This window comes from Microvirga sp. HS2 (assembly GCF_055792805.1).
The window spans coordinates 118,370-138,529 of record NZ_JBVVAJ010000010.1 but is presented as its reverse complement, the minus strand read 5'-3'; the positions used below and the strand labels follow the sequence as shown (position 1 = coordinate 138,529).

Annotated in this window: 19 protein-coding genes and 1 tRNA gene; 11 read left to right on the top strand and 9 right to left on the bottom strand. The window is 65.0% G+C overall.

Annotated elements, in window-relative coordinates:
* Positions 1-4 precede the first annotated feature (4 nt).
* The 3 genes from ACS5Q0_RS11680 to ACS5Q0_RS11670 are packed head-to-tail and all read right to left on the bottom strand — an operon-like array spanning position 5 to position 2,742.
* A complete protein-coding gene (locus ACS5Q0_RS11680) occupies positions 5-799 on the bottom strand; it encodes an ABC transporter permease (RefSeq protein ID WP_473126799.1) in 795 nt (264 codons plus the stop codon).
* Positions 800-804: 5 nt separating this feature from the next.
* On the bottom strand, positions 805-1,665 hold the full coding sequence (locus tag ACS5Q0_RS11675) for an ABC transporter permease (protein ID WP_473126798.1): 861 nt from the start codon (positions 1,663-1,665) through the stop codon (positions 805-807).
* 9 nt (positions 1,666-1,674) lie between these two features.
* Positions 1,675-2,742, bottom strand: coding sequence for an ABC transporter ATP-binding protein (locus tag ACS5Q0_RS11670; RefSeq protein WP_473126797.1), 1,068 nt, complete (start codon positions 2,740-2,742; stop codon positions 1,675-1,677).
* A 176-nt stretch (positions 2,743-2,918) separates the two neighbouring features.
* On the opposite strand from ACS5Q0_RS11670, the gene ACS5Q0_RS11665 reads away from it, so the two are divergent.
* Positions 2,919-3,731: an IclR family transcriptional regulator gene (locus ACS5Q0_RS11665; RefSeq protein WP_473126796.1), complete on the top strand. Its 813-nt coding sequence runs from the start codon at positions 2,919-2,921 to the stop codon at positions 3,729-3,731.
* A 16-nt stretch (positions 3,732-3,747) separates the two neighbouring features.
* On the opposite strand, the gene ACS5Q0_RS11660 is transcribed toward ACS5Q0_RS11665, so the two are convergent.
* Together ACS5Q0_RS11660 and ACS5Q0_RS11655 are read right to left on the bottom strand one after the other, a co-directional pair.
* Complete coding sequence (locus ACS5Q0_RS11660) at positions 3,748-4,683, bottom strand: formylglycine-generating enzyme family protein (protein ID WP_473126795.1); 936 nt, start codon at positions 4,681-4,683, stop codon at positions 3,748-3,750.
* 6 nt (positions 4,684-4,689) lie between these two features.
* Positions 4,690-6,228, bottom strand: a complete 1,539-nt coding sequence (locus tag ACS5Q0_RS11655; protein WP_473126794.1) for a sulfatase family protein — start codon at positions 6,226-6,228, stop codon at positions 4,690-4,692.
* Between the two features lie 295 nt (positions 6,229-6,523).
* Between ACS5Q0_RS11655 and ACS5Q0_RS11650 the strand changes: the two genes are divergently transcribed.
* From ACS5Q0_RS11650 to ACS5Q0_RS11625, 6 genes are all read left to right on the top strand, one after another.
* The gene (locus tag ACS5Q0_RS11650) at positions 6,524-7,303 is read left to right on the top strand and encodes a helix-turn-helix domain-containing protein (RefSeq protein ID WP_473126793.1); all 780 of its coding nucleotides are present in this window, start codon (positions 6,524-6,526) and stop codon (positions 7,301-7,303) included.
* Positions 7,304-7,484: 181 nt separating this feature from the next.
* Entirely contained in the window at positions 7,485-8,231 is a 747-nt protein-coding gene (locus tag ACS5Q0_RS11645; RefSeq protein ID WP_473126828.1) for an ABC transporter permease, read from the top strand.
* A complete protein-coding gene (locus ACS5Q0_RS11640) occupies positions 8,228-9,013 on the top strand; it encodes an ABC transporter ATP-binding protein (RefSeq protein WP_473126792.1) in 786 nt (261 codons plus the stop codon). Before ACS5Q0_RS11645 ends, ACS5Q0_RS11640 begins: the two co-directional genes overlap by 4 nt.
* Positions 9,014-9,032: 19 nt before the next feature.
* Positions 9,033-10,004: an aliphatic sulfonate ABC transporter substrate-binding protein gene (locus tag ACS5Q0_RS11635; protein ID WP_473126791.1), complete on the top strand. Its 972-nt coding sequence runs from the start codon at positions 9,033-9,035 to the stop codon at positions 10,002-10,004.
* A 145-nt stretch (positions 10,005-10,149) separates the two neighbouring features.
* Positions 10,150-11,079: a sulfite exporter TauE/SafE family protein gene (locus tag ACS5Q0_RS11630; RefSeq protein ID WP_473126790.1), complete on the top strand. Its 930-nt coding sequence runs from the start codon at positions 10,150-10,152 to the stop codon at positions 11,077-11,079.
* A complete protein-coding gene (locus ACS5Q0_RS11625; RefSeq protein WP_473126789.1) occupies positions 11,076-11,837 on the top strand; it encodes a TIGR02186 family protein in 762 nt (253 codons plus the stop codon). The genes ACS5Q0_RS11630 and ACS5Q0_RS11625 overlap by 4 nt, the downstream gene beginning before the upstream one ends.
* 5 nt (positions 11,838-11,842) lie before the next feature.
* Here ACS5Q0_RS11625 and ACS5Q0_RS11620 read toward each other — a convergent pair whose 3' ends face one another.
* Together ACS5Q0_RS11620 and ACS5Q0_RS11615 are read right to left on the bottom strand one after the other, a co-directional pair.
* Positions 11,843-13,390 carry a DHA2 family efflux MFS transporter permease subunit gene (locus ACS5Q0_RS11620; RefSeq protein WP_473126788.1) on the bottom strand — a complete coding sequence of 516 codons (1,548 nt, stop codon included), beginning with the start codon at positions 13,388-13,390 and terminating at the stop codon, positions 11,843-11,845.
* Between the two features lie 9 nt (positions 13,391-13,399).
* Positions 13,400-14,563: an HlyD family secretion protein gene (locus tag ACS5Q0_RS11615; RefSeq protein WP_473126787.1), complete on the bottom strand. Its 1,164-nt coding sequence runs from the start codon at positions 14,561-14,563 to the stop codon at positions 13,400-13,402.
* A 424-nt stretch (positions 14,564-14,987) separates the two neighbouring features.
* Here ACS5Q0_RS11615 and ACS5Q0_RS11610 point away from each other — a divergent pair, with 424 nt between their 5' ends.
* Together ACS5Q0_RS11610 and ACS5Q0_RS11605 are read left to right on the top strand one after the other, a co-directional pair.
* Complete coding sequence (locus ACS5Q0_RS11610) at positions 14,988-17,384, top strand: bifunctional diguanylate cyclase/phosphodiesterase (protein WP_473126786.1); 2,397 nt, start codon at positions 14,988-14,990, stop codon at positions 17,382-17,384.
* A gap of 90 nt (positions 17,385-17,474) precedes the next feature.
* A complete protein-coding gene (locus ACS5Q0_RS11605) occupies positions 17,475-17,648 on the top strand; it encodes a DUF1328 domain-containing protein (RefSeq protein ID WP_473126785.1) in 174 nt (57 codons plus the stop codon).
* A gap of 124 nt (positions 17,649-17,772) precedes the next feature.
* Here ACS5Q0_RS11605 and ACS5Q0_RS11600 read toward each other — a convergent pair.
* Positions 17,773-17,862: transfer RNA gene (locus tag ACS5Q0_RS11600), tRNA-Ser, on the bottom strand.
* Positions 17,863-18,059: 197 nt separating this feature from the next.
* On the opposite strand from ACS5Q0_RS11600, the gene ACS5Q0_RS11595 reads away from it, so the two are divergent.
* Entirely contained in the window at positions 18,060-18,380 is a 321-nt protein-coding gene (locus tag ACS5Q0_RS11595; protein WP_473126784.1) for a PetM family of cytochrome b6f complex subunit 7, read from the top strand.
* 84 nt (positions 18,381-18,464) lie between these two features.
* The gene (msrA, locus tag ACS5Q0_RS11590; protein WP_473126783.1) at positions 18,465-19,124 is read left to right on the top strand and encodes a peptide-methionine (S)-S-oxide reductase MsrA; all 660 of its coding nucleotides are present in this window, start codon (positions 18,465-18,467) and stop codon (positions 19,122-19,124) included.
* Between the two features lie 36 nt (positions 19,125-19,160).
* Here the strand turns inward: msrA and mepA are convergent, their stop codons facing one another.
* Entirely contained in the window at positions 19,161-20,087 is a 927-nt protein-coding gene (gene mepA, locus ACS5Q0_RS11585) for a penicillin-insensitive murein endopeptidase (RefSeq protein ID WP_473126782.1), read from the bottom strand.
* Positions 20,088-20,160: the final 73 nt, after the last annotated feature.

Sequence of the window (20,160 nt, the reverse complement as noted above, 5' to 3'; positions counted from 1 at the left end):
ACCTTCAGCGCTGTCCGACGAGAATGCGGTCCAGACCGAATGCGCGGTCGAGTACGATCATCGCGGTGGCGGTCAGGGCGATCATAAGAGCCGAGACGGCGGCCATCATGGGATCGATGGATTCCGTCGCGTACATGTACATGCGCACGGGCAGCGTGACGGTCGCCGGCGACGTGACGAAGATCGACATGGTGAGCTCGTCGAAGCTGTTGATGAAGGCGAGCAGCCAGCCGCCCGTGATGCCCGGCAGGATCATCGGAGCGGTGATGCGGCGGAACGTCGTCCACTGGTTCGCGCCGAGCGTCAGGGCCGCCTGTTCGGCGCTGCGGTCGAGACCCGACAGCGCGGCGAGCACGAGGCGCAGCACGTAGGGCGTCACGATGATGATGTGCGTCGCGACGAGCCACGAGAAGCTGCCTGTCGCGCCGATGAGCGCGAAGAGACGCAGGAAGGCGACGCCGAGCACGAGATGGGGGATGATCAGCGGCGACAGGAAGAGGGCGTTCAGGAAGTCTCTGCCCGGGAACGCGTAGCGGCTGATCGCCAGCCCCGCCGGTACGGCGAGCGCGACCGCCAGCGTCGCTGAGAAGGTCGCGAGCCAGATGCTGTTCCAGAACGAGGTCACGAAATCCGGATGGTCGAAGATGGCCTTGAACCAGCGCAGCGACAGGCCCGTCGTCGGCAGGCTCAAGGTGTTCTCGGGCGTGAACGCGACCAGGCAGATGACGACGAGCGGGGCCAGGACGAAAGCCACCACGAGCGTGTGAAAGAGGAGGGCGACGGGACCGTTCTTGTGCATGGGGATCACCCGAGTGTCCGGCGCGCGCGAGCTTCGACCATGCGGTTGTAGGCCAGCATGATGCAGAGGTTCGCGACGAGCACGATGATCGCGATCGTGGCTCCCAGGGGCCAGTTCAGCTCCTGCAGGTATTCGTCATAGACGAGCGTCGCCGCCATCTTGAGACGGCGCCCGCCGAGCAGGGCTGGAACGGCGAAGGCGCTTGCCGACAATCCGAACACGATGAGGCTGCCGGACAGCATGCCGAGCGAGACCTGGGGCAGAACGATCCGGCGAAGCGCCGTGAAGCGCGAGGCGCCGAGGGTCCAGGCCGCGGCTTCGACCATGGGATCGAGCTTCTGCAGGGCCGTCCAGACGGGGATGACCATGAACGGCAGCATCACGTGGACGAGGGCGATGACGATGGCGGTTTCGGTGTAGAGGATCTTGGCCGGCGCGAATCCGAGCGCCCCGAGCGCCTGATTGACGAGCCCCTGCGAGCCGAGCAGCATGCTCCACCCGAACGTGCGCACGACGACCGAGACGAGCAGCGGGCCGATGATGACGAGAAGGAAGATCGACCGCCACGGGTCGCGCATCCGCGACAGGATGTAGGATTCGGGAACCCCGATCACGGCGCAGATGATTGTCGTCAGGAGCGCGATCCGCAGGGTTCTCCAGAAGACGCTGAGATAATACTCGTCCGTGACGACGGCGATGTAATGGGACAGTGTGAAGCTGTTCTGGATGCCCGTGGAATAATCGTAGGCGTGAAACGACAGGATCACGGTCAGCGCCAGCGGCAGCAGGACGAGACCTGTGAAGAACAGAGCGCCGGGACCTGCGAGCAGCCACGGAGCGGATATGAAAGAGGAGCGCCTCGTCATTGTGGCACCTCAGGCGGCCGCGGCGCTGCTGCCGGGCATGATGCGCAGATTGGCGGGTGCCCAGTCGAGGCCGACAGGGGCGCCCTCCTGGGGCGGCTCGCCACCCTGGTTGGGCGTGGAGACGGTCATCGTGCCGAGAGGGGTCTCGACCGTGAAGAGCCACTGGCTGCCGAGGAAGAAGCGGCTGGCGATGCGGCCGTCGAGGCGGCCCGCGCCGGCCGCGCCGAGCAGGATCTTCTCGGGGCGGATCGACAGCGTGACCGGCGCGCCGGCCGCGATGTCCGGCGCAGCGACCTCCAGAAGAAAGCCGTCGACGTCCACGGCGGCGGATGCGCCGCTGCGGCGCATGGTTCCGGCAACGAGGTTGGTCTTGCCGACGAAGGACGAGATGAAGGCGTTCGAAGGCTGCTCGTAGAGGCGGTAAGGCGCATCCACCTGCGTCATTCGTCCGGCTTCCATGACGACGACGCGGTCGCTGATGGACAGGGCTTCGGCCTGGTCGTGGGTGACCATGATGGTCGTCGTGCCGACCTTGCGCTGAATCCGCCGCAGCTCGAACTGCATCTCCTCCCGCAGTTTGGCGTCGAGATTGGAAAGAGGCTCGTCCAGCAGCAGGACGGGCGGTGCGATGACGAGGGCCCGGGCGATGGCGACGCGCTGTCTCTGGCCTCCCGACAACTGGCGGGGGAAGCGATCGGCGAAGGAGGACAACTGCACCAGCGCGAGCGCATCGCGCACGCGCTCCGCGCGTTCGGCCTGCGGCACCCGCCGCATTTCGAGGCCGAAGGCGACGTTCTGCGCGACCGTCATGTGAGGAAAGAGGGCGTAGCTCTGGAAGACCACGCCCAGGCCGCGGCGGTTGGGTTTTTCGTGAGTGATGTCGCGGCCGTCGAGCGAGATCCGCCCATGGGTCGGCTCGACCAACCCGGCGATCATCTGCAGCGTCGTCGTCTTTCCGCAGCCCGAGGGGCCGAGAAGGGAAACGAACTCGCCCTTGTCGATTCCCAGATTGAAATCGCGCACGGCGGTGAACGGGCCGAATTCCTTGGAAACCCCTTCGAGCGTCAGGAACGCCATACAACCCTCCGATCCTTGCAGCGCCTCCGACCGCAGTCCCTTTCAGCGCTATGCCGGGCCCAAGTCACGGCCATGCGCCGGAGCAAGTCAACACATCGGTTCCACAGGATGAAATTTTTTTGATATTTATTTCAGTGTACGTAAAAGTGAGTCGCAAAGAAGCTGAGGAATTTCACTTGACGGAAGATACTGTATCCGGATTGAGGCGTTCGCTGAATCTCCTGAAGGTTCTGGGGGGCGGGGATCCTCAGGGCATGCGCCTGACGGACATCGCCGGTGAAAGCGGGCTCAGCCAGCCCAGCGCCCATCGCGCTCTGAAGGCTCTGATGGCGGAAGGGTTCGTCGAACAGGTCGAGGCAAGCCGCCGGTATCGGCTCGCCCTCGATTTCTTCGTGCTGGCCGCAAGGGCCGGACATGCCGGCGGCTTGCGCGGCATGGCGCGGCCGGCGCTCCTGCGCCTGTCATCGACCCTGAGCGACAGCGTCTTTCTTCTAGTCCGCAACGGATTCGACGCCGTTTGCCTGGATCGCGTGGAGGGCCCGTTCCCGATCCGCACCTTCACGGGCGACATCGGCGGCAAGGTGCCGCTCGGGATCGGGCAGGGTAGCCTCGCCATTCTGTCCTATCTGCCGGAGGACGAGCGCGAGACGATCATCCGCTTCAACGTCCCGCGCCTGCTCGACCGGGGCGGCTTCGACGAAGTGGGACTGCGGATGGAGATCGAGACCGTGCGAAAGACGGGGTTCGCCAGCCTCAACACGGGCCTCATTCCCGGAATGGCCGGCGTCGGCGTACCCATCCTCGACTCGGAGGGGCGGGCCGTGGCGGCGTTGAGCATCGGAACGCTCTCCAACCGCCTGGAGGGCGAGCGTCTGCCGCTGGTGGTCGCGCTGCTGCAGAAGGAGTCGCGCGAGATCGGCCGTCAGCTCAACCCCTTCGATCCGACCCTGCGCTACCCCGCCCGAAGCCTCGGGACGGGAGCGGCATGATCGTTCGGGCGCGCCGTCACAGGTCGTAGGCGACGCGAAAGCCCACATTGCTCGCGGCCGAATCCGGAGTGAGCGGAATGCGGGCGGCGACCCGATAGCGATAGCAATAGGTGTAATGGCACAAGAAGGATCCGCCCTTCAGAACCTTCTCCCTGTCCTTCAGCGCGACGGCGTTTCGCCGCTTGGCTTGGCCCGAGAGGGAGCGGACCTTGAAAGAGTCGCTCGTCCATTCCCAGACGTTCCCGGCCATGTTGTAGAGGCCTGCGCCGTTCGGCGCGAAGGCCGTCACCGGGCACGTCCCGAGATAGCCGTCGGCTTGCGTGTTCACATCGGGAAAGCGGCCCTGCCAGATGTTGCAGAAGATCCGCTCGTCCGTGGGCTCCTCGTCGCCCCATGGAAACCGAGGGTCATCGAGCCCGCCGCGCGCCGCGTGCTCCCATTCCGCCTCGCTCGGCAGACGTCCGCCGCACCATTCCGCGAAAGCCTTGGCGTCGGCCCAGGAGACATGCACGACGGGATGGTCGCCCCGATCCTCGAAGGAGGATCCTGGGCCTTCGGGAGCGTTCCAGCAGGCTCCGTCCGCCTTGACCCACCAGGGGGTCGGTCCTCGCGACGGCGGATAGAAAGCGTCCGTGGGCAGAAGGCCGCGGAAGACCGTCGACCAGCCGAAGCGTTCCGCCTCCGTGACATACCCGGTCGCCGCCACGAAGGCCGCGAACCGAGCATTCGTTACCGCGTGGGCTTCCAGGCAGAAGCCGCGGAGCGTGATCTTGCGGGGCGGCCCTTCGCCGTCCTCGCCGATAACCGGCCTTTTCGTGCCGACGGACGATGGAGCGGGCGGAAACGGGATGCGGGGCGCGGATGGCGCTCCATCTCCTTTCCCGACCGCGATGGATGGGGCATGGGAAAGCGTCCCCGCATCGCGCCGTGGCAGGCTGCTGCAGCACGACAACGGATCCTACCTCCGGCTCCGCAGGACGGCCGCGCTGTCATGGACGGGAATGTCGCCGATGTCCGCCATCTCGGCATCCAGCTTTTCCAGCATCCGCTCGAACACCTCCGCATAGGCGGGATCGTCAGCGCGGTTGTAAAGCTCGAACGGGTCCTCGTCGCAGTCGAACAGTTCCCATTCCGGCGGTTCGCTGGGCCCGTGGGCGCCTTCCTGGCCGAGCGGATCATTGTACCAGTAGATCAGTTTGTAGCGTGCGTCGCGCACCCCGTAATGGGCATAGGCGTTGTGGAACTCGTCCTTATGCATCCAGTAGCGATGATACGCGACATCCTGCCAGTCTGGGCCGGTGGCCTGCTCGAAGAGCGGCCTCAGGCTCGTGCCCTGCACGTAGCTCGGAATGCGCACGCCCGCGTAATCGAGGAAGGTGGGGGCGAAATCGACGTTCGTGGCGATCTGTTTCGAGATGGAGCCTGCCGGGATGCCTTTCGGGTAGCGGACGAGGAAGGGCATCTGAAGCGATTCCTCGTACATGAACCGCTTGTCGAACCAGCCGTGCTCGCCCAGGAAGAAGCCCTGATCCGATGTGTAGATGACGATCGTGTTATCGGCCAGGCCGGTTTCGTCGAGATAATCCAGCAATCGGCCGACATTCTCGTCGATGGATGCGACGGTGCGAAGATAGCGCTTGATGTAGCGCTGATACTTGAACTCGGCGAGCGCTTTCGGGTCGCGGAAAGTAAAGCTCCGGCCGGTCTCCGCATCGATCAGGGTGAGTTCTTCCCCCTCCTTGAGATCGGGAACCTTGCGGCCGGTCCAGCCCTCCAGAATGAGCTCGCCGACTTCTGACCCGCCTTCCGGCTGGACGAGGCCTAGATCGTCGTAGGTCATGTCCTGGCGGATCCGCATCTTCGCGGCTGCCGCTGCTGCTGCGCGGTTCGCGTAGTCGTCCGTGAAAGTTTCCGGAATCGGCAGGTCCTCATCGGCCCAGAGTGAGCGATGTTTCGGATGCGGCGCGAAATTCCGGTGCGGCGCCTTGTGGTGACACATCAGGAAGAAGGGCCGCTGCGTGTCGCGGCTGCGGAGAAAGTCGAGGCATTTGTCGGTGATGATGTCCGTCACATAGCCGTGTTCGGTGCGCCGCTGCCCCATCTCGATCATCACCGGATCGAAATAGGCTCCCTGGCCCGGCACGACGGACCATTGGTCGAAGCCGGTCGGTTCGTGGGCGGGGCCTTCCCCGAGATGCCATTTCCCGAAGATGCCGGTCTGATAGCCGGAGGCGCGCAGGTGCTTGGCGACGTTGGGCAGGCGGTTGTCGATGTGGGTGTCGAGCGTCGTGACGGCGTTCACGTGGTTGTAGGTGCCGGTGAGAATCGCGGCTCGGCTCGGCGTGCAGATCGAGTTCGTCACGTAGCAGCGGTCGAGTCGCATGCCCTCTGCGGCGAGCCTGTCGATATTCGGCGTGTGGTTCAGGCTCTGGCCGTAGCTCGAGATCGCGCGCGCCGCGTGATCGTCGGACATGATGAAGAGAATGTTGGGTCGCATGGTGTGGTCCACGGCGTTGCAGGTTGGCGGTCACGAGATGAGAGGGAGAGCGGGGCGGCGAAAGCGCCGAGGCGAGCCGGTTGCCCTCTGCAGGCTTAGAGGCATCAGGTCAGCGGCGTTCGCCTTGCGGTCTTGGCGGGACATGGCTTGCAACCTTCAGGGCCTGTTGCGGCGGAAGCGCCGTCCGATCGGCGGCCGCAAATCGGGCTCCGCGGCTCAAAGGACGTTTCTTGACCCCTGCTGATACTTCATATATGAAAACTAATCAACCACATTTGGAAGATGTTCCCGTCGCATGTCCGAGCCAGTCCGCAGAACGCTGAGCGTCCTGGAGTTCTTTGCAGGTAGCCCTGGCGAGGCCTTCACCCAGGCCCAGATTGCGGATGCGTGCGGCATTTCCGGTGCGACGCTGCACCGGATCATCAAGACCCTGGAGGACAGCGGCTATATTTTCCGCGACAGCTCCAAGCGCTATCGCTGCAATCTCGTGTTCCGGAAGCTGATCGGGCTTCCTCCCGAATATTCCGAGGCCCTCGCCAAGGTCGTTTCGTCGATCGTGCAGGAAACGAAGCAGTCGTGTGAAGCCATCATCGTGCGGGGCAACGAGTTCGAGTGGTATCACAAGGAGGAGCATGCCGAGCTGTCGGTGCGGATTCGTGCGCGCACCGGCTATCGGCGTGGCATGAACGAGCTCGACTCCCTGTCCCGGCTCTACCTCAGCGGTCTCGGGTGGGCGGAGGTCGAGCGCCGTTTCGACATCGACGCGTTCTATCGCACCGGGATCCAGCACGAACTCGTCACGTCCGGCGAGGCGCGCAGGATCATCGAGGCCACCGATCCGCAGGGCGTCGAATACGACATCGAGGGCAACCGGCGCGGCGTGCGCCGCTTCGCCACGAGCGTGCGAGGCCCGGGCGGTGAATGGCTCCATATTCTCAGCATCGCCGAGGCTGCATACCCGCTCACCGACGAGGCGGGTCATGTCCAGAGAAACATCGCCATTCTGAATAAGGGACGCGAGGAACTCGAACGATACGCCCGTCGGCTTTCGGAAATTCCATATGCGGCACAATGAACAATCCGACGCAGGGTGGTCGCAATGGCCTTGAGGCAGCACGCCGGCGCCGGTTGCAACCACTCCTGGATACGCAGGACGCCACGTTGGAAACAAAAATGATTTTTGCCTGCCGGGGAGGAGGCACGTGATGAGCAGAACGATGAAAGGCCTGCCGCGGCCCCGGCCCGTCCGGCGGCTCATGCCGCCGACGATGCTGATGTTGAACATAGTGGCCGTGTGCTGCGGAATTCTCGCCTGGGGCGCGCTCGTCACGTTCGGCAAGGTCGTCCTGCCCGGGCCGCTGCAGGTGCTCGGCCGCGCGGGAGAGCTTCTGTCCAGCGGGCAACTCCCGAAGGATCTGTTCGCCAGCCTCCAGCGGGTTCTGACCGGCTTCGCCCTCGGCGTCCTGCTTGCCGTTCCCGTCGGCTTCCTGATGGGGTGGTACAAGATCGCGCGCGGCCTGATCGAGCCCTTCGTCCAGTTCTTCCGGATGATCCCGCCGCTGGCGGTGATCCCGCTCGCGATCGTCACGATGGGCATTGGTGAAACGCCGAAGGTGTTCGTGATCTTTCTCGCGTCGTTCCTGTCCAGCGTCGTCGCCACCTATCAGGGCGTGGTAAGCGTCGACAAGACCCTCATCAACGCCGCCCGCGTGCTCGGCGCCAGCGACGCGACGATCTTCAGGCGCGTCATCATTCCGGCATCGACGCCCTTCATTCTCGTGGGCATGCGCATCGGCCTCGGATCGGCATGGGCGACCGTCGTCGCGGCGGAGCTGATCGCCGCGCAATCGGGGCTCGGCTTTCGCATGCAGCAGGCGCAGCTCTTCTACGATCTGCCGACGATCTTCGTCAGCCTCGTGACGATCGGAGTGCTCGGCCTCCTCATGGATCGTCTTCTCCTCGGCGTGGAGAAGCGTCTCACCCAGTGGCAGGAGAGACTATGAACAGCAAGATCTCTTTCAGGAACGTGTCGCGCCGGTTCGACCTTGCCGGAGGATCGTTCCTGGCGCTCGACCGGCTGTCGCTGGATGTCGCGGACGGCGAGTTCGTGACGGTCGTCGGACCGTCGGGCTGCGGCAAGTCCACGGCCCTGAACATTGCCGCCGGTCTCGTCGAACCCAGCAGCGGCGAGGTTCTCGTGGACGGACGCGAGGTTCGCGGCCCCGGGCCGGAGCGAGGCGTCATCTTTCAGCAATACGCGCTGTTCCCCTGGCTGACGGTCAGGGAGAACGTCGAGTTCGGGCTGCGCATCGCTAAGAAGGGGTCGAGGGAGCGGCGGGAGATCGCAGACCGCTTCATCGAGTTGGTCGGACTCGAGCGTTTTGCCGATGCCCTTCCCAAGACCCTGTCGGGCGGCATGCGGCAGCGCTGCGCCATCGCGCGCGCCTACGCGGTCAATCCGACGATCCTTCTGATGGATGAGCCGTTCGGCGCGCTGGACGCGCTGACCCGCGTCCAGATGCAGGATCAGCTGCTCCAAACCTGGAGCCGCGAGCGCCGGACGATCATGTTCATCACCCATGATGTCGACGAGGCCGTGTATCTCGCGAACAGGGTCATCGTCATGGCTGCGCGTCCCAGTCGGCTCTACGAGATCATTCCCGTCGATCTGCCCTATCCGCGCACCGAGGAGATCCGGCTCTCGCCGGAATTCGCTGCCATCCGCAACCGCGTATGGCATGCCGTTTATCACCAGCCGGCGATGACGGCGGACACAAACGTATAATGAAGGAGGAAAGAGGGACATGACCAGCCTATCACGCCGCAAGTTCATCGCAGCCGCCGGCGTCTCGGCCGCCGTGCTCTGGAGCGGACGCCCGAGGCAGGCTCTCGCGGCCGAGACCGTGCGCATGGGATACATCGCCGATTTCAACGGAGCCAGCCTCGCGGCCATCGCCAACGATCAGGATCTCTGGTCCCAGCAGGGCCTGACGCCGGACCTGAAGGTCTTCACCAACGGGCCGATTCAGATTCAGGCCCTCGGCGCCGGAAGCCTCGATTTCGGCTATATCGGCCCGGGCGCCCTGTGGCTGCCGGCCAGCGGCCGCGCCAAGGTGATCTCGATCAACACGCTCGGATTCAGCGACCGCGTCATCGCCCAGGCCGGCATCAAGACCATCGCCGATCTGAAGGGCAAGAAGGTCGGCGTGCCCGAGGGAACGTCCGGCGACATGCTCCTGCGTCTGGCGCTGCAGAAGCAGAAGATGACGACCGACGACGTCGAACTCGTCCGCATGGATCCCAGCACGGTCGTCGCAGCCTTCGCCAGCAAGCAGATCGATGCTGCCGGCATCTGGTATCCGCTCGTGGACGTCATCAAGGACCGCGTGCCCGACCTGAACGAACTCGCCAAGAACGGCGATTTCTATCCCCAGCTCGCCTTCCCGAGCGCCTTCGTCGCGAGGAACGAGGTCGCCGACGATCTGACGAAGAAGGTCATCGCCGTTCTGAAGAAAGCCAACGACTACAGGGCGAGCAACCTGGACAAGGCCATCGAGATCACCTCGAAATTCATCAGCATCCCGGCCGACAAGCTGGCGGTGGAAGCAAAGAACTCCAAGTTCCTCACCACTGCGGAACTCAATGCCCAGACCAAGGACGGGACCGCTGCCGGCTGGCTCACGAAGATGAACGAGATGTTCAAGGATTTCGGCCGAGTGGCGAACCCGCTCGATCCGAAGGAGTATTTCCGGGCCGATCTGTACACCTCCGCGTGATGCGGCATTCGTGATCAGACGACGCGGGCATCCGGAGCGGTCGATCTTTCGCCCCGGATGCTCCTCTCCTCAGGCATAAGTCGAACGGCACGGACGATGACCGCAAGCGTCGCGAAAGACCTCTAGAGCTGAAACAAGGAAGACCGTGACCTTATACCTCCCGATCGCCGAGATGCCGGTGAGCATCCTGCTTATCTTAGGGATGAGCGCAGCGGTGGGTTTCATCTCCGGGCTGTTCGGCATCGGCGGCGGGTTCCTGATGACCCCGCTCCTGATCTTCCTCGGCATTCCCCCCGCCGTGGCCGTGGCCACCCAATCGGCCCAGATCGTCGCCTCCTCCACCACCAGCGTGCTCGGCGCGCTGCGCCGCAACGCGCTGGATCACAAGCTCGGCGCCATCCTGGTGGCCGGCGGCTTCGTCGGCTCGGCGCTCGGCGTCTGGTTCTTCGCCGCCGCCCGCCGGGCCGGCCAGCTCGATCTGGTCATCGTCGTCTCCTACGTGACCCTGTTCACGGTCGTCGGCAGCCTGATGCTGAAAGAGAGCATCCGCGAGTTCTGGCACAAGCGCAAAGGCGGCAGCGTGCGCCTGCGGCGCCAGGCGGGCGAGCATGCGGCCTATCTCGGCTGGCCGCTGCGGATGCGCTTTTACCGCTCCAAGCTCTATGTCAGCGTGATCCCGATCCTGCTGCTGTCGCTGTTCATCGGCTTTGCCGGCGCGCTGCTCGGCATCGGCGGCGGCTTCATCGTGGTGCCGGCGCTGCTCTACATCTTCCGCGTGCCCACCAACGTGGTCGTGGGCACCTCCCAGTTCCAGATCGTCTGCACCACCCTCGTCGCCCTCGTTCTGCACGCGATCTCGAACCAGGCGGTCGACATGGTGCTGGCGATCCTGCTCATCGTCGGCGGCGTGTTCGGAGCGCAGTTCGGCGCGCGCATGGGGCGCCACCTGCGCGCGGACATGTTCCGCTTTCTTCTCGCGATCCTGCTGCTCGCCGTCGGCCTGCGCTTCGGGCTCGAGCTGGTGCTGCATCCGGAGGAGCCTTTCTCCATCACCGTGCAGGAGGTGCGCTCATGAGGGCGCTCGGCTTCCTCCTGCCGCTCCTCTGGAGCCTGATCCCCGCCGAGGCCGAGACCCTGGTCACGTCGCTGTCGAGCCATCGGGTCCTCATCAGCTCGAACTACACCGGCACGCAGATCGCGGTGTTCGGAGCCATCGAGCGCGACGCCCAGACGGTCGCGCGCGCTACGGGCTACGACGTGGTCGTCACGGTGCGCGGGCCGCGGCAGTTTCTGACCGTGCGCGAACGCGAGCGGCTCGGGCCGATCTGGATCAACCGGGACCAACAGAAATTTCCTTCGGTTCCGGCCTATGTCAGCGTGCTGAGCTCCGGACCGATTGCGGAGATCACGAGCGATCAGCTGCGCCAGCGCCAGAAGATCGGCCTGCAGGCCATCGTCAACGCCAACGATTTCACGTTCTCGCCGGACGGCACGGACAAGCCCTTTCGCGAGGCGCTTTACCGCCTCAAGGCTCAGGAGGGACTTTATCTGGAGGAAGAGCGCGGGGTGACGTTTCTCACGCCCGACATCTTCCGCGCCGGCGTCCCGCTGCCGGCGACCGCGCCGCCGGGCAATTACGAGGTCGATGTCACGCTCTTCGCCGACACGGTCATTCTCGCCCGGACCCATACCGATTTCGAGCTGGTGAAGACCGGCTTCGAGGAACAGGTCGGCGTCATCGCCCGGGACTGGTCGCTGCTCTATGGCCTCGCTACCGCCGCGATCGCACTCTTCTTCGGGTGGCTCGCCAACGTCATCTTCAGGCGGGATTGAGCGATTCACGCTCTGCGGGGCCCTTCGCTCCCTCGGCCCGTGGGATTTTTCCGCATCAGGAAGACGAGCGGGATGATGACGATGGCGGCGTACATCATCAGCAGGAAGTTGTTCGCATAGGCGATGCTCGACGCCTGGAACTGCACCATGCTGTCGAGGCTGGCGCGGCCCGCGGGCGTCTGAAGGTGAAGCAGCGGGCCGTATTCACGCACGCCGGGGCTGAACGGCGTGAGGTTCGCGACGAGCTCCGCGTGCATGATCGTCATGTTGCGCGTGAGCAGGAAGGTGGTGAAGCTGATGCCGATGCTCGACCCGATGTTGCGCATCAGGCTGAAGAACGCGGTCCCCTGGGTGCGCAGGGCAGGGGCGAGGGTCGTGAACGTCAGCGTGCTCAGCGGTACGAAGACGAGCCCGAGGCCGAAGCCCTGGACCATGCCGGTCCGGATGATCGCGCCCTGCGAGACGTCCGGTGTGAAACCGGACATTTCGTATAATGCGAAAGCGGTCAGGATCAGCCCGCCGACGATGAGCCAGCGGGCATCGAGATAACGGATGAGCTGGCCCACGAGCACCATGGCGACCATGGTGCCGATCCCGCGCGGCGCGAGCACGAGGCCCGCGGTCATCACGGGATAATTCATGAGGCGCTCGAGATAGGGCGTCAGAAGCGCCAGCGTGGCGAGCAGAATCGCGCCGATGCAGAAGATCAGGAGCTGACCGACGACGAAATTCCGGTCTCGAAACATGCGGGGCTCCAGAAACGGCCGCCGCGCCGTGGCGAGATGCACCACGAACATGTAGGCGGCCAGTCCCGCCAGCGTCGCCTCGATCCAGATTTCGGTGGCTTCGAACCAGTCGATCTGCTCGCCCCGGTCGAGGAACATCTGCAACGACCCGATGGCGAGACTCAGCATCGCGAATCCGAACAGGTCGAAGGGTTGCGGCTCGGCGCGCGGCGGCTCGGGCAGGAAGACGTAGAGGCCCGCGACAGTCAGGAGGCCGACGGGCAGGTTCACGTAGAAGGTCCAGCGCCAGTTATAGACTTCCGTCAGCCAGCCGCCCAGCGAGGGGCCGATGATCGGCCCCAGCATCACGCCGAGCCCGAAGATCGCCATGGCCTGGCCCCGCCGCTCGATCGGATAGGTGTCGAGAAGCACTGCCTGCGCCAGCGGCACCATGGGTGCGCCGAAGATTCCCTGCAGCAGCCGGAACAGGATCATCTGGTCGAGCGACTGCGCCGCGCCGCACAGGACGGACGTGGAAACGAAGCCTGCCACCGAAATCAGGAACAGCCGCCTTCGCCCGAGGCGGTTCTCCAGGAAACCGGTGGCCGGGGTCACGATGGCGGCTGCGACGATGTAGGACGTAAGCACCCAGTTGATCTGATCCTGGGTCGCCGACAGGCTGCCCTGCATGTAGGGCAGGGCGACATTGGCGATCGTGGTGTCGAGCGCCTGCATGAGGGCGGCCAGCATGACGCAGGCGGTGATCGCAGCCCGGTTGCCGCCGGCGGAGGCGGCGGCGGATGGTGCGGGCGCTGCCGTGTCGGTCATGGCCCATCCCTACAGGTTTTGCCACAGGTCGCGCCACAATCCGGAGAGGGAGCGCTCCTGGCCGGTATCGATCGACACGGTGGCGCTCATGCCCGCACGCAGCTGAGGGCCGTCGTCAGCCTGCTGCACGCTGATCTGCACTGGAATGCGCTGGACCACCTTCACCCAGTTGCCGCTCGCGTTCTGCGGAGGCAGCAGCGCGAAGGTCGCGCCGCTCGCGGGATTGATGCTCTGGACGCGCCCCTGGAACGTGACGTCCGGATAGGCATCCACTTCGATGCTCACCGGGTTGCCGACGCGCACATTCGTCAGGTCGGTTTCCTTGATGTTGGCCTCGACCCAAACGGACGTGGCGGAAACCAGGCTGATCGCCTGCTGTCCGGGGTTGAGAAACATGCCCACCTGAATGGCGTCGACATTGGTCACGATGCCGGCGAAGGGCGCGTGCACCTCGGTCAGCCGCAGGTTGCGCGCTGCGGTGTCCACATTGGCTTGCGCCTGCTGATATTGCGGCCTCCGCTCCAGAGGCTCGTCTCCATCGCCGCCGAGCTGCGCGAGGACCGTCGCCGCCTCCTCCCGCGCCGTCGCGAGGGCAGCCTTCGCGACTGACAGGTTGCGCTGGGCTTCGTCGAGCTGCGCCTGTGCTGATACGCCCCGTCGCACGAGATCGTTGATGCGGTCGAACTCGGACTGGGCGTATTCCAGATTGGCCTGCGCCTGCGCGACCTGCGCCTGCCGGCTGCGATAGGTCTCGGTCATTCCGGCCAGCTGATCGCGGGTCACGCCGAGCTGAGCCCGTGCGCCCGCCAGGGCGATGCGGTAGGGTTCCTGGTCGATGGTGAAGAGCAGGTCTCCCTCCTTGACCCGCTGATTGTTGCGCACCGAGATCTGGGCCACGAGCCCTGTCACCTGGGGCAAGATCGACACCGTTGCGGCCTGAACATAGGCGTTCTCCTCCGAGACGTATCGCCCGCCCGAGAGATAGAATGCGAGAGCGGCCACCGCGACCACCAGAGGCCCGAGGATGAGGAGGCCCCGCCGCAGCCAGGGGCGGCGCTTGCCCTCGTCCGTTGGGGGCGCGGCCTCCTGGGGAGGTTCGGGCCCGACCCGAGGCTCCGGCGGGGCACCCTCGGGCGCACGCCTGGCGTAGGAGGCTGTCTGCGCGTCGGTCATCAGGCCTTACTCCTGCACTTTCGGAGGACAGGGCATGGCCTTAACGCCGGAAACCGGCAATTGATCGTTCCAGGCTCGCCGAATGATGGGCGGCTTCGAGCTCGAAGGCCGAGCCTGACTGTGCCGATGGCTTGCGGCGGCTGGGGGGGCGCGGCTCTGACGTTAACCATCCTCATAAAGAAATGCCCGAGGAAAGGTGACTTCGATTGATCTGGCAACGTCGAGGCAGGATTTCCGGATAGCTCGTGCTATAGCCGCAATGGCGGGGTGAACGCCGTCCAGACGATGGCGGTTCACGGCATGATGCCGCTCCGCCATACCGGTGCGAACCCGGTATGTCCCCCGAATTTCAACCTGGATCTAAGCCTTCGGGTAACCCGCCGAGCGCCGTGGTTGCTCGGGCGAAGGGAGACATGGGTTTGCTATGCTGACGGTCTATACGTGCATCGTCTCAGACCACGATCTGCGCCTCGTTGCTCTCGCAGCCTTGGTGTGTGGCCTTGCATCGCTCACCGCCATCCATCTCCTGCATCATGTCCGGCGGTCGGAGGGCTCCCGGCACAGCCTGTGGCTCGGTGTCGCCGCTGTTTCGACCGGCTTCGGAATCTGGTCCACGCATTTCATCGCCATGCTGGCCTTCTCTCCCTCCGTGCCGGCTGCCTACGATGTCCCCTTGACCATTCTGTCGCTGTTCGTCGCCGTCATCGTCACGGGCATCGGCTTTCGCATCGCTTTCGTGCCGGGCGTCAAAGGCGTAGCGTGGCTCGGGGGCGCGCTCGTCGGCTTCGGGATCGGCGGCATGCATTTCACGGGGATGGCAGCCTTCGATGTCGCCGGCACCGTCTCGTGGGACTGGACCTTGGTCGCCATGTCCATCGTCCTGGGCTCGCTCTTCGCGGGCCTCGCAGTGCCGGTGGGCCTCAGAGGCGATGCGGCGCTGTGGAAGCTTTCGGGCGGATTGCTCCTGACGCTGGCGATCTGTCTCCATCATTTCACGGCCATGGCGGCTGCTTCCATCATGCCCGACAGCACGATCGAGCTTTCGCCTCTGGCTATTCCGCCCCACTGGCTGGCCGTTGGAGTGGCCGCCGTCAGCTTAGGCATTCTTCTCCTCGCCTGCGCCGCGCTGAGCCTCGACCTGCGGGAGCGCCGGCGCGCCGCACTCGAAATGGAGCGGATGCGGGATCTCACCGACGCGGCGGTCGAGGGGCTCGTTCTCTGCGACGGCGAAACCATCGTCTCCGTCAACCGGAGCTTTGCCCGGCTCGCGAATCTGACGCCCGAGCAGATCTGCGGGAAGACGCTGAGCGCCTGCGTGCCCGACGCCGAGAAGCGCAAGGCGCTTTTCAACGCCATGGGCCAGGCCGTCGAGAGCGATCTCTCGAACGGCGAGGGCGATCTCGTTCCGGTCGAGCTGATCGCCCATCAGATCTCCTATAATGGGCGCCTGCACAACGTCGTGGCGTTTCGCGACCTGCGCGACCGCAGGAACGCGGAGGCTCAGATCCGCTATCTGGCGCATCACGATCCGCTGACCGGGCTCAGCAACCGGTCGAGCTTCGAACAGCGGCTGGACCGTGAAATCAAACTGCATCAGAGAACCGGACAGAAACTGGCCCTCCTGTGCCTGGATCTCGATGGCTTCAAGGAGGTGAACGATCTTTATGGCCACGCGGCCGGAGACCGGTTGCTCCAGGACACCGCCGAACTGTTCTCCGCTTCGCTTGCCGAGGATGACATGCTGGCCCGGCTGGGCGGTGACGAGTTCGCCATCATCGCTCCTCACGTCACGGACCCGGCCCAGGTCGAGGCCCTGGCCGAGAGGCTCTTGGCGAGCCTCAAGAACGCGGATCCGTCGAGAACGCCGACGGGCCTGATCTCCGTCAGCATCGGCATTGCGGTCTACCCGTCCGATGCACCGGACCGTACGGAGCTCCTCTCCAGTGCCGACACCGCCCTGTATCGCGCGAAGCTCGAAGGGAAGGGCACGTACCGCTTCTTCGAGGCCGCCATGGGGGCGCAGATCCGGGAGCGTCGCAGCATCGAGAACGATCTGCGCAAGGCCATCGCCAAGGGCGAGCTGAAACTCGTGTACCAGCCTCAGGCGCAGATCGAAACCGGAGAGGTTCTCGGCTTCGAGGTTCTGCTGCGCTGGCACCATCCCGGTCGCGGCCTCGTGCCGCCGTCGGTCTTCATTCCGATCGCCGAGGAAAGCGGGCTGATCCTCCAGATCGGCGAATGGGTCCTGCGCCAGGCCTGCCGGGAAGCGGCGGGCTGGCAGCGGCCGCTCAGCATCGCCGTCAACGTGTCGCCCCTGCAATTGGGCAGCGACGGCTTCTTCCAGACGGTCCGGACGATTCTCGACGAAACCGGATTGCCGCCCGATCGGCTGGAGATCGAGATTACGGAATCGGCTCTCATCCGCGATCCGAACCGCGCGCTGCTGGTTCTGCAGAAGCTCAAGGCGCTCGGCGTGAACATCGCCATGGATGATTTCGGGACCGGCTATTCGTCGCTGTCGAACCTGCAGCTCTTTCCCTTCGACAAGATCAAGATCGACCGGTCCTTCATTCAATCGGTCCATACGAAGCCGCAGGCCGCCGCCATCGTGCGCGCCGTGCTCGGTCTTGGACGAGGCCTGGGACTTCCCGTGATCGCCGAAGGCGTGGAGACCGCCGAGGAACTCAGCTTCCTCGGCCAGGAAGGGTGCGGCGAGGCTCAAGGCTACCTGCTCGGCCGGCCGGAGCCCATCACCGCGTTGACGTCGCTGATCCTCGGCGGCGTGACCGCGCCTTCGGTGGCAGCGGCCGCTTCAGGGTGAGGCGAACGACGGAGCGGGGCTCCCTGATCTGGAACCGATTCCGCCGATGGAGGTTTGTTTCATCCCGTGGGTGATAGGAGTCGCCGTGCCATGCTGAAATGGGCTTTGATCTTTTTCGTCGTCGCGATCGTCGCAGGCCTGCTCGGGTTCACGGGCATCGCAGCCGGTGCGGCAACGATTGCGAAGTGGCTGTTCTTCCTCGCGATCGCCATCTTCGTCATCTTCCTCATTCTGGGCCTGATCGCAGGAGAAACCCTCTTCTAGAGGCGCCATCCGGGCGGAGCGCCGCGGCCTTTCGGCCTCGGGCGAGGGATCGCTGATGTCTTGAAGCGCTGGGAGCGGGTGCCGTACGGGTCCGGGGTAACCGTTCCCGGTCAGCGGCAGAAAATGGCGGAGGGAGCGGGATTCGAACCCGCGATACGGTTTCCCGTATACACACTTTCCAGGCGTGCGCCTTCAACCACTCGGCCACCCCTCCGACGTGGAACCCTCCCAAGGTCGAAACCTTGTTCGCATCCTGTGCGAACCGGGGATTCCCTGCATCTCTGCGGAGCGCTCCTGTAGCTCCAAAACGGTGCGGAAGGCAAGACCGAAGTGAAGAAAGTTTCTGCAGGGTGACTTTGCGGCACTCGAAAAACGCTCTAGATAATCCCCCTATGTTTATGGGGGCTCTTTGTGAAATTCCTGGCGCGTAGTCTCGGGCTTCTGCTGGTCGCGGGCGGCTTCATCGGTCTTGTGATCGATGGAACGCGGTCGATCGTCAATCACACCGTGTCCTTCGTCTCCATCGCGAACGCTGCGGGAACCCTGTTCCCGGACGGCGCGGCGGGCTTTGAGGGGCAGGTGGCGGCGCGCACCTACCCCTGGCTGTGGGATCCCATCGTCAGTCACCTTCTCCAGCTTCCCGCCTCGGTCACGGGCTTCCTCGTCGGCGTCCTGCTGCTCTGGCTCGGCCAGAAGCCGCTCGAGCCCATCGGCTATTTCGCGGGCCGCTGATCCACACGCGGCAAGGGGAGGGGCGGGCCCCTCCCGTCGGGGGCGGGGAAGGCTTACATTAGGCAGGTCACAAGAGAGGCCTCCATGTTCCGCTTCCAAAAACCCCTCGACATTCCCACGCCCGACCAGGCCCTGCCGGGCCGCGCGGCGCCGCTTCCCACCGCCGAGACCCATTTCGTCAATGGCCGCCCCCTGAAGCCGCCTTACCCCGAAGGCATGGGGAAGGCGCTGTTCGGGCTGGGCTGCTTCTGGGGCGCCGAGCGCAAGTTCTGGCAGATGGGTGACGGCGTCTGGGTGACGGCCGTGGGCTATTCCGCCGGCATCACGCCCAATCCCACCTACGAGGAGGTGTGCACCGGCATGACCGGGCACAACGAGGTGGTGCTCGTGGTCTTCGATCCGAAGAAAACGTCGTATGAGACGCTGCTGAAGACCTTCTGGGAGAACCACGATCCGACCCAGGGCATGCGCCAGGGCAACGATGTGGGCACGCAGTACCGTTCGGGGATCTATGTCTTCGACGAGGCCCAGCGCAACGCCGCCGAAGCCTCGAAGGCGGCCTATGCGGAAGCCCTCGCGGCGCGCGGCTACGGACCGGTCACCACCGAGATCCTGGACGCCGGGCCGTTCTACTTCGCCGAGGATTACCACCAGCAATATCTGGCCAAGAATCCGAACGGCTATTGCGGCCTCGGCGGCACGGGCGTGGCCTGCCAGATCGGCACGGGCGTCGCGGCCGAATAGCTGAGGGCCCTGAGGACCTGATCGTCTCCGGACTTCTCAGGGCGCCGCAAGGACTCCGCGGCATTGCTCGGGGAGCTGCGCCATCGTCAGGGGTGGGCGCGGCTTGCCGGGCTTCGGATGCAGCATCGCGGGGGTGAACCAGGCGGCGAGATCCGCCCCGCATCCGTCGCCGCCCGGCGGCGGATCCTGATCGGAGCAGGCGGCGTCTCCGGCCGGGCACGCGATCCGGATGTGGAAGTGATAATTGTGGCCCCACATGGGGCGCACCTTCCTCAGCCATCCCCGATCCTCCCCGGCCTCGCGGCAGAGCGCCTTCTTGATGGCCGGATTCACGAAGATGCGCGCCACGCTCTTCTCCTGCGCGGCCGCGCGGATGAGTGCCGTGTGCTGCGGCGTCCAGACCGCAGGGTCCACGTCGAGCCAGTCGTCGCGCACGACGTTGGTGGCGGACATTTCCTCCCGCTCGACCCGCGACAGGCGGCGATCGGGCATGGGCGTGAGCCATACGTCCGCGTCGAGGCCGACCTGGTGGGACGCATGGCCCGTGATCATCGGCCCGCCGCGCGGCTGCGACATGTCGCCGATGAGAAGGCCGGGCCATCCGTTGATGTCGGGCAGGCGCGCGGAGAGCCGCTGCAGAAGCGATACGAGCTGCGGGTGACCCCAGTTGCGGTTGCGGGACAGGCGCATCACCTGCCACGTCTCTCCATCGACGGGAATGGCCGCGGCGCCGGCCACGCAACCGCGCGCATAGCTGCCGATGGACTGGGGTTGAAGAGACGCCGGGACCGCGCTGCGTCCGAACAGCTCCTTGGCGGCGAGCTTCGGATCATCGGGATTGGCAAGGGGCGGCAGCGGCTTCGGGTCGAGCGCGCCCTTGTCCTGGGCGAAAGCGTCGTGAACGAGGCATGAGCCGCCGATGGCGAGTGCGGCGAGGAAGGCGAGAGAGCGAATCGAATTCATGCGGGAAGGCTAGCTCATCGTGCGGGAAAAGGGATCCGGCCTCGGCGCGACCAATGCGCCTCTGCTGTCACCC

Excerpts from the sequence above, each read along its gene's own strand:
- ACS5Q0_RS11680 (WP_473126799.1), bottom strand. The coding sequence starts at position 799 with ATGCACAAGAACGGTCCCGTCGCCCTCCTCTTTCACACGCTCGTGGTG.
- ACS5Q0_RS11675 (WP_473126798.1), bottom strand. The coding sequence starts at position 1,665 with ATGACGAGGCGCTCCTCTTTCATATCCGCTCCGTGGCTGCTCGCAGGT.
- ACS5Q0_RS11670 (WP_473126797.1), bottom strand. The coding sequence starts at position 2,742 with ATGGCGTTCCTGACGCTCGAAGGGGTTTCCAAGGAATTCGGCCCGTTC.
- ACS5Q0_RS11655 (WP_473126794.1), bottom strand. The coding sequence starts at position 6,228 with ATGCGACCCAACATTCTCTTCATCATGTCCGACGATCACGCGGCGCGC.
- ACS5Q0_RS11650 (WP_473126793.1), top strand. The coding sequence starts at position 6,524 with ATGTCCGAGCCAGTCCGCAGAACGCTGAGCGTCCTGGAGTTCTTTGCA.
- ACS5Q0_RS11645 (WP_473126828.1), top strand. The coding sequence starts at position 7,485 with ATGCCGCCGACGATGCTGATGTTGAACATAGTGGCCGTGTGCTGCGGA.
- ACS5Q0_RS11640 (WP_473126792.1), top strand. The coding sequence starts at position 8,228 with ATGAACAGCAAGATCTCTTTCAGGAACGTGTCGCGCCGGTTCGACCTT.
- ACS5Q0_RS11635 (WP_473126791.1), top strand. The coding sequence starts at position 9,033 with ATGACCAGCCTATCACGCCGCAAGTTCATCGCAGCCGCCGGCGTCTCG.
- ACS5Q0_RS11625 (WP_473126789.1), top strand. The coding sequence starts at position 11,076 with ATGAGGGCGCTCGGCTTCCTCCTGCCGCTCCTCTGGAGCCTGATCCCC.
- ACS5Q0_RS11620 (WP_473126788.1), bottom strand. The coding sequence starts at position 13,390 with ATGACCGACACGGCAGCGCCCGCACCATCCGCCGCCGCCTCCGCCGGC.
- ACS5Q0_RS11615 (WP_473126787.1), bottom strand. The coding sequence starts at position 14,563 with ATGACCGACGCGCAGACAGCCTCCTACGCCAGGCGTGCGCCCGAGGGT.
- ACS5Q0_RS11610 (WP_473126786.1), top strand. The coding sequence starts at position 14,988 with ATGCTGACGGTCTATACGTGCATCGTCTCAGACCACGATCTGCGCCTC.
- ACS5Q0_RS11605 (WP_473126785.1), top strand. The coding sequence starts at position 17,475 with ATGCTGAAATGGGCTTTGATCTTTTTCGTCGTCGCGATCGTCGCAGGC.
- msrA (WP_473126783.1), top strand. The coding sequence starts at position 18,465 with ATGTTCCGCTTCCAAAAACCCCTCGACATTCCCACGCCCGACCAGGCC.
- mepA (WP_473126782.1), bottom strand. The coding sequence starts at position 20,087 with ATGAATTCGATTCGCTCTCTCGCCTTCCTCGCCGCACTCGCCATCGGC.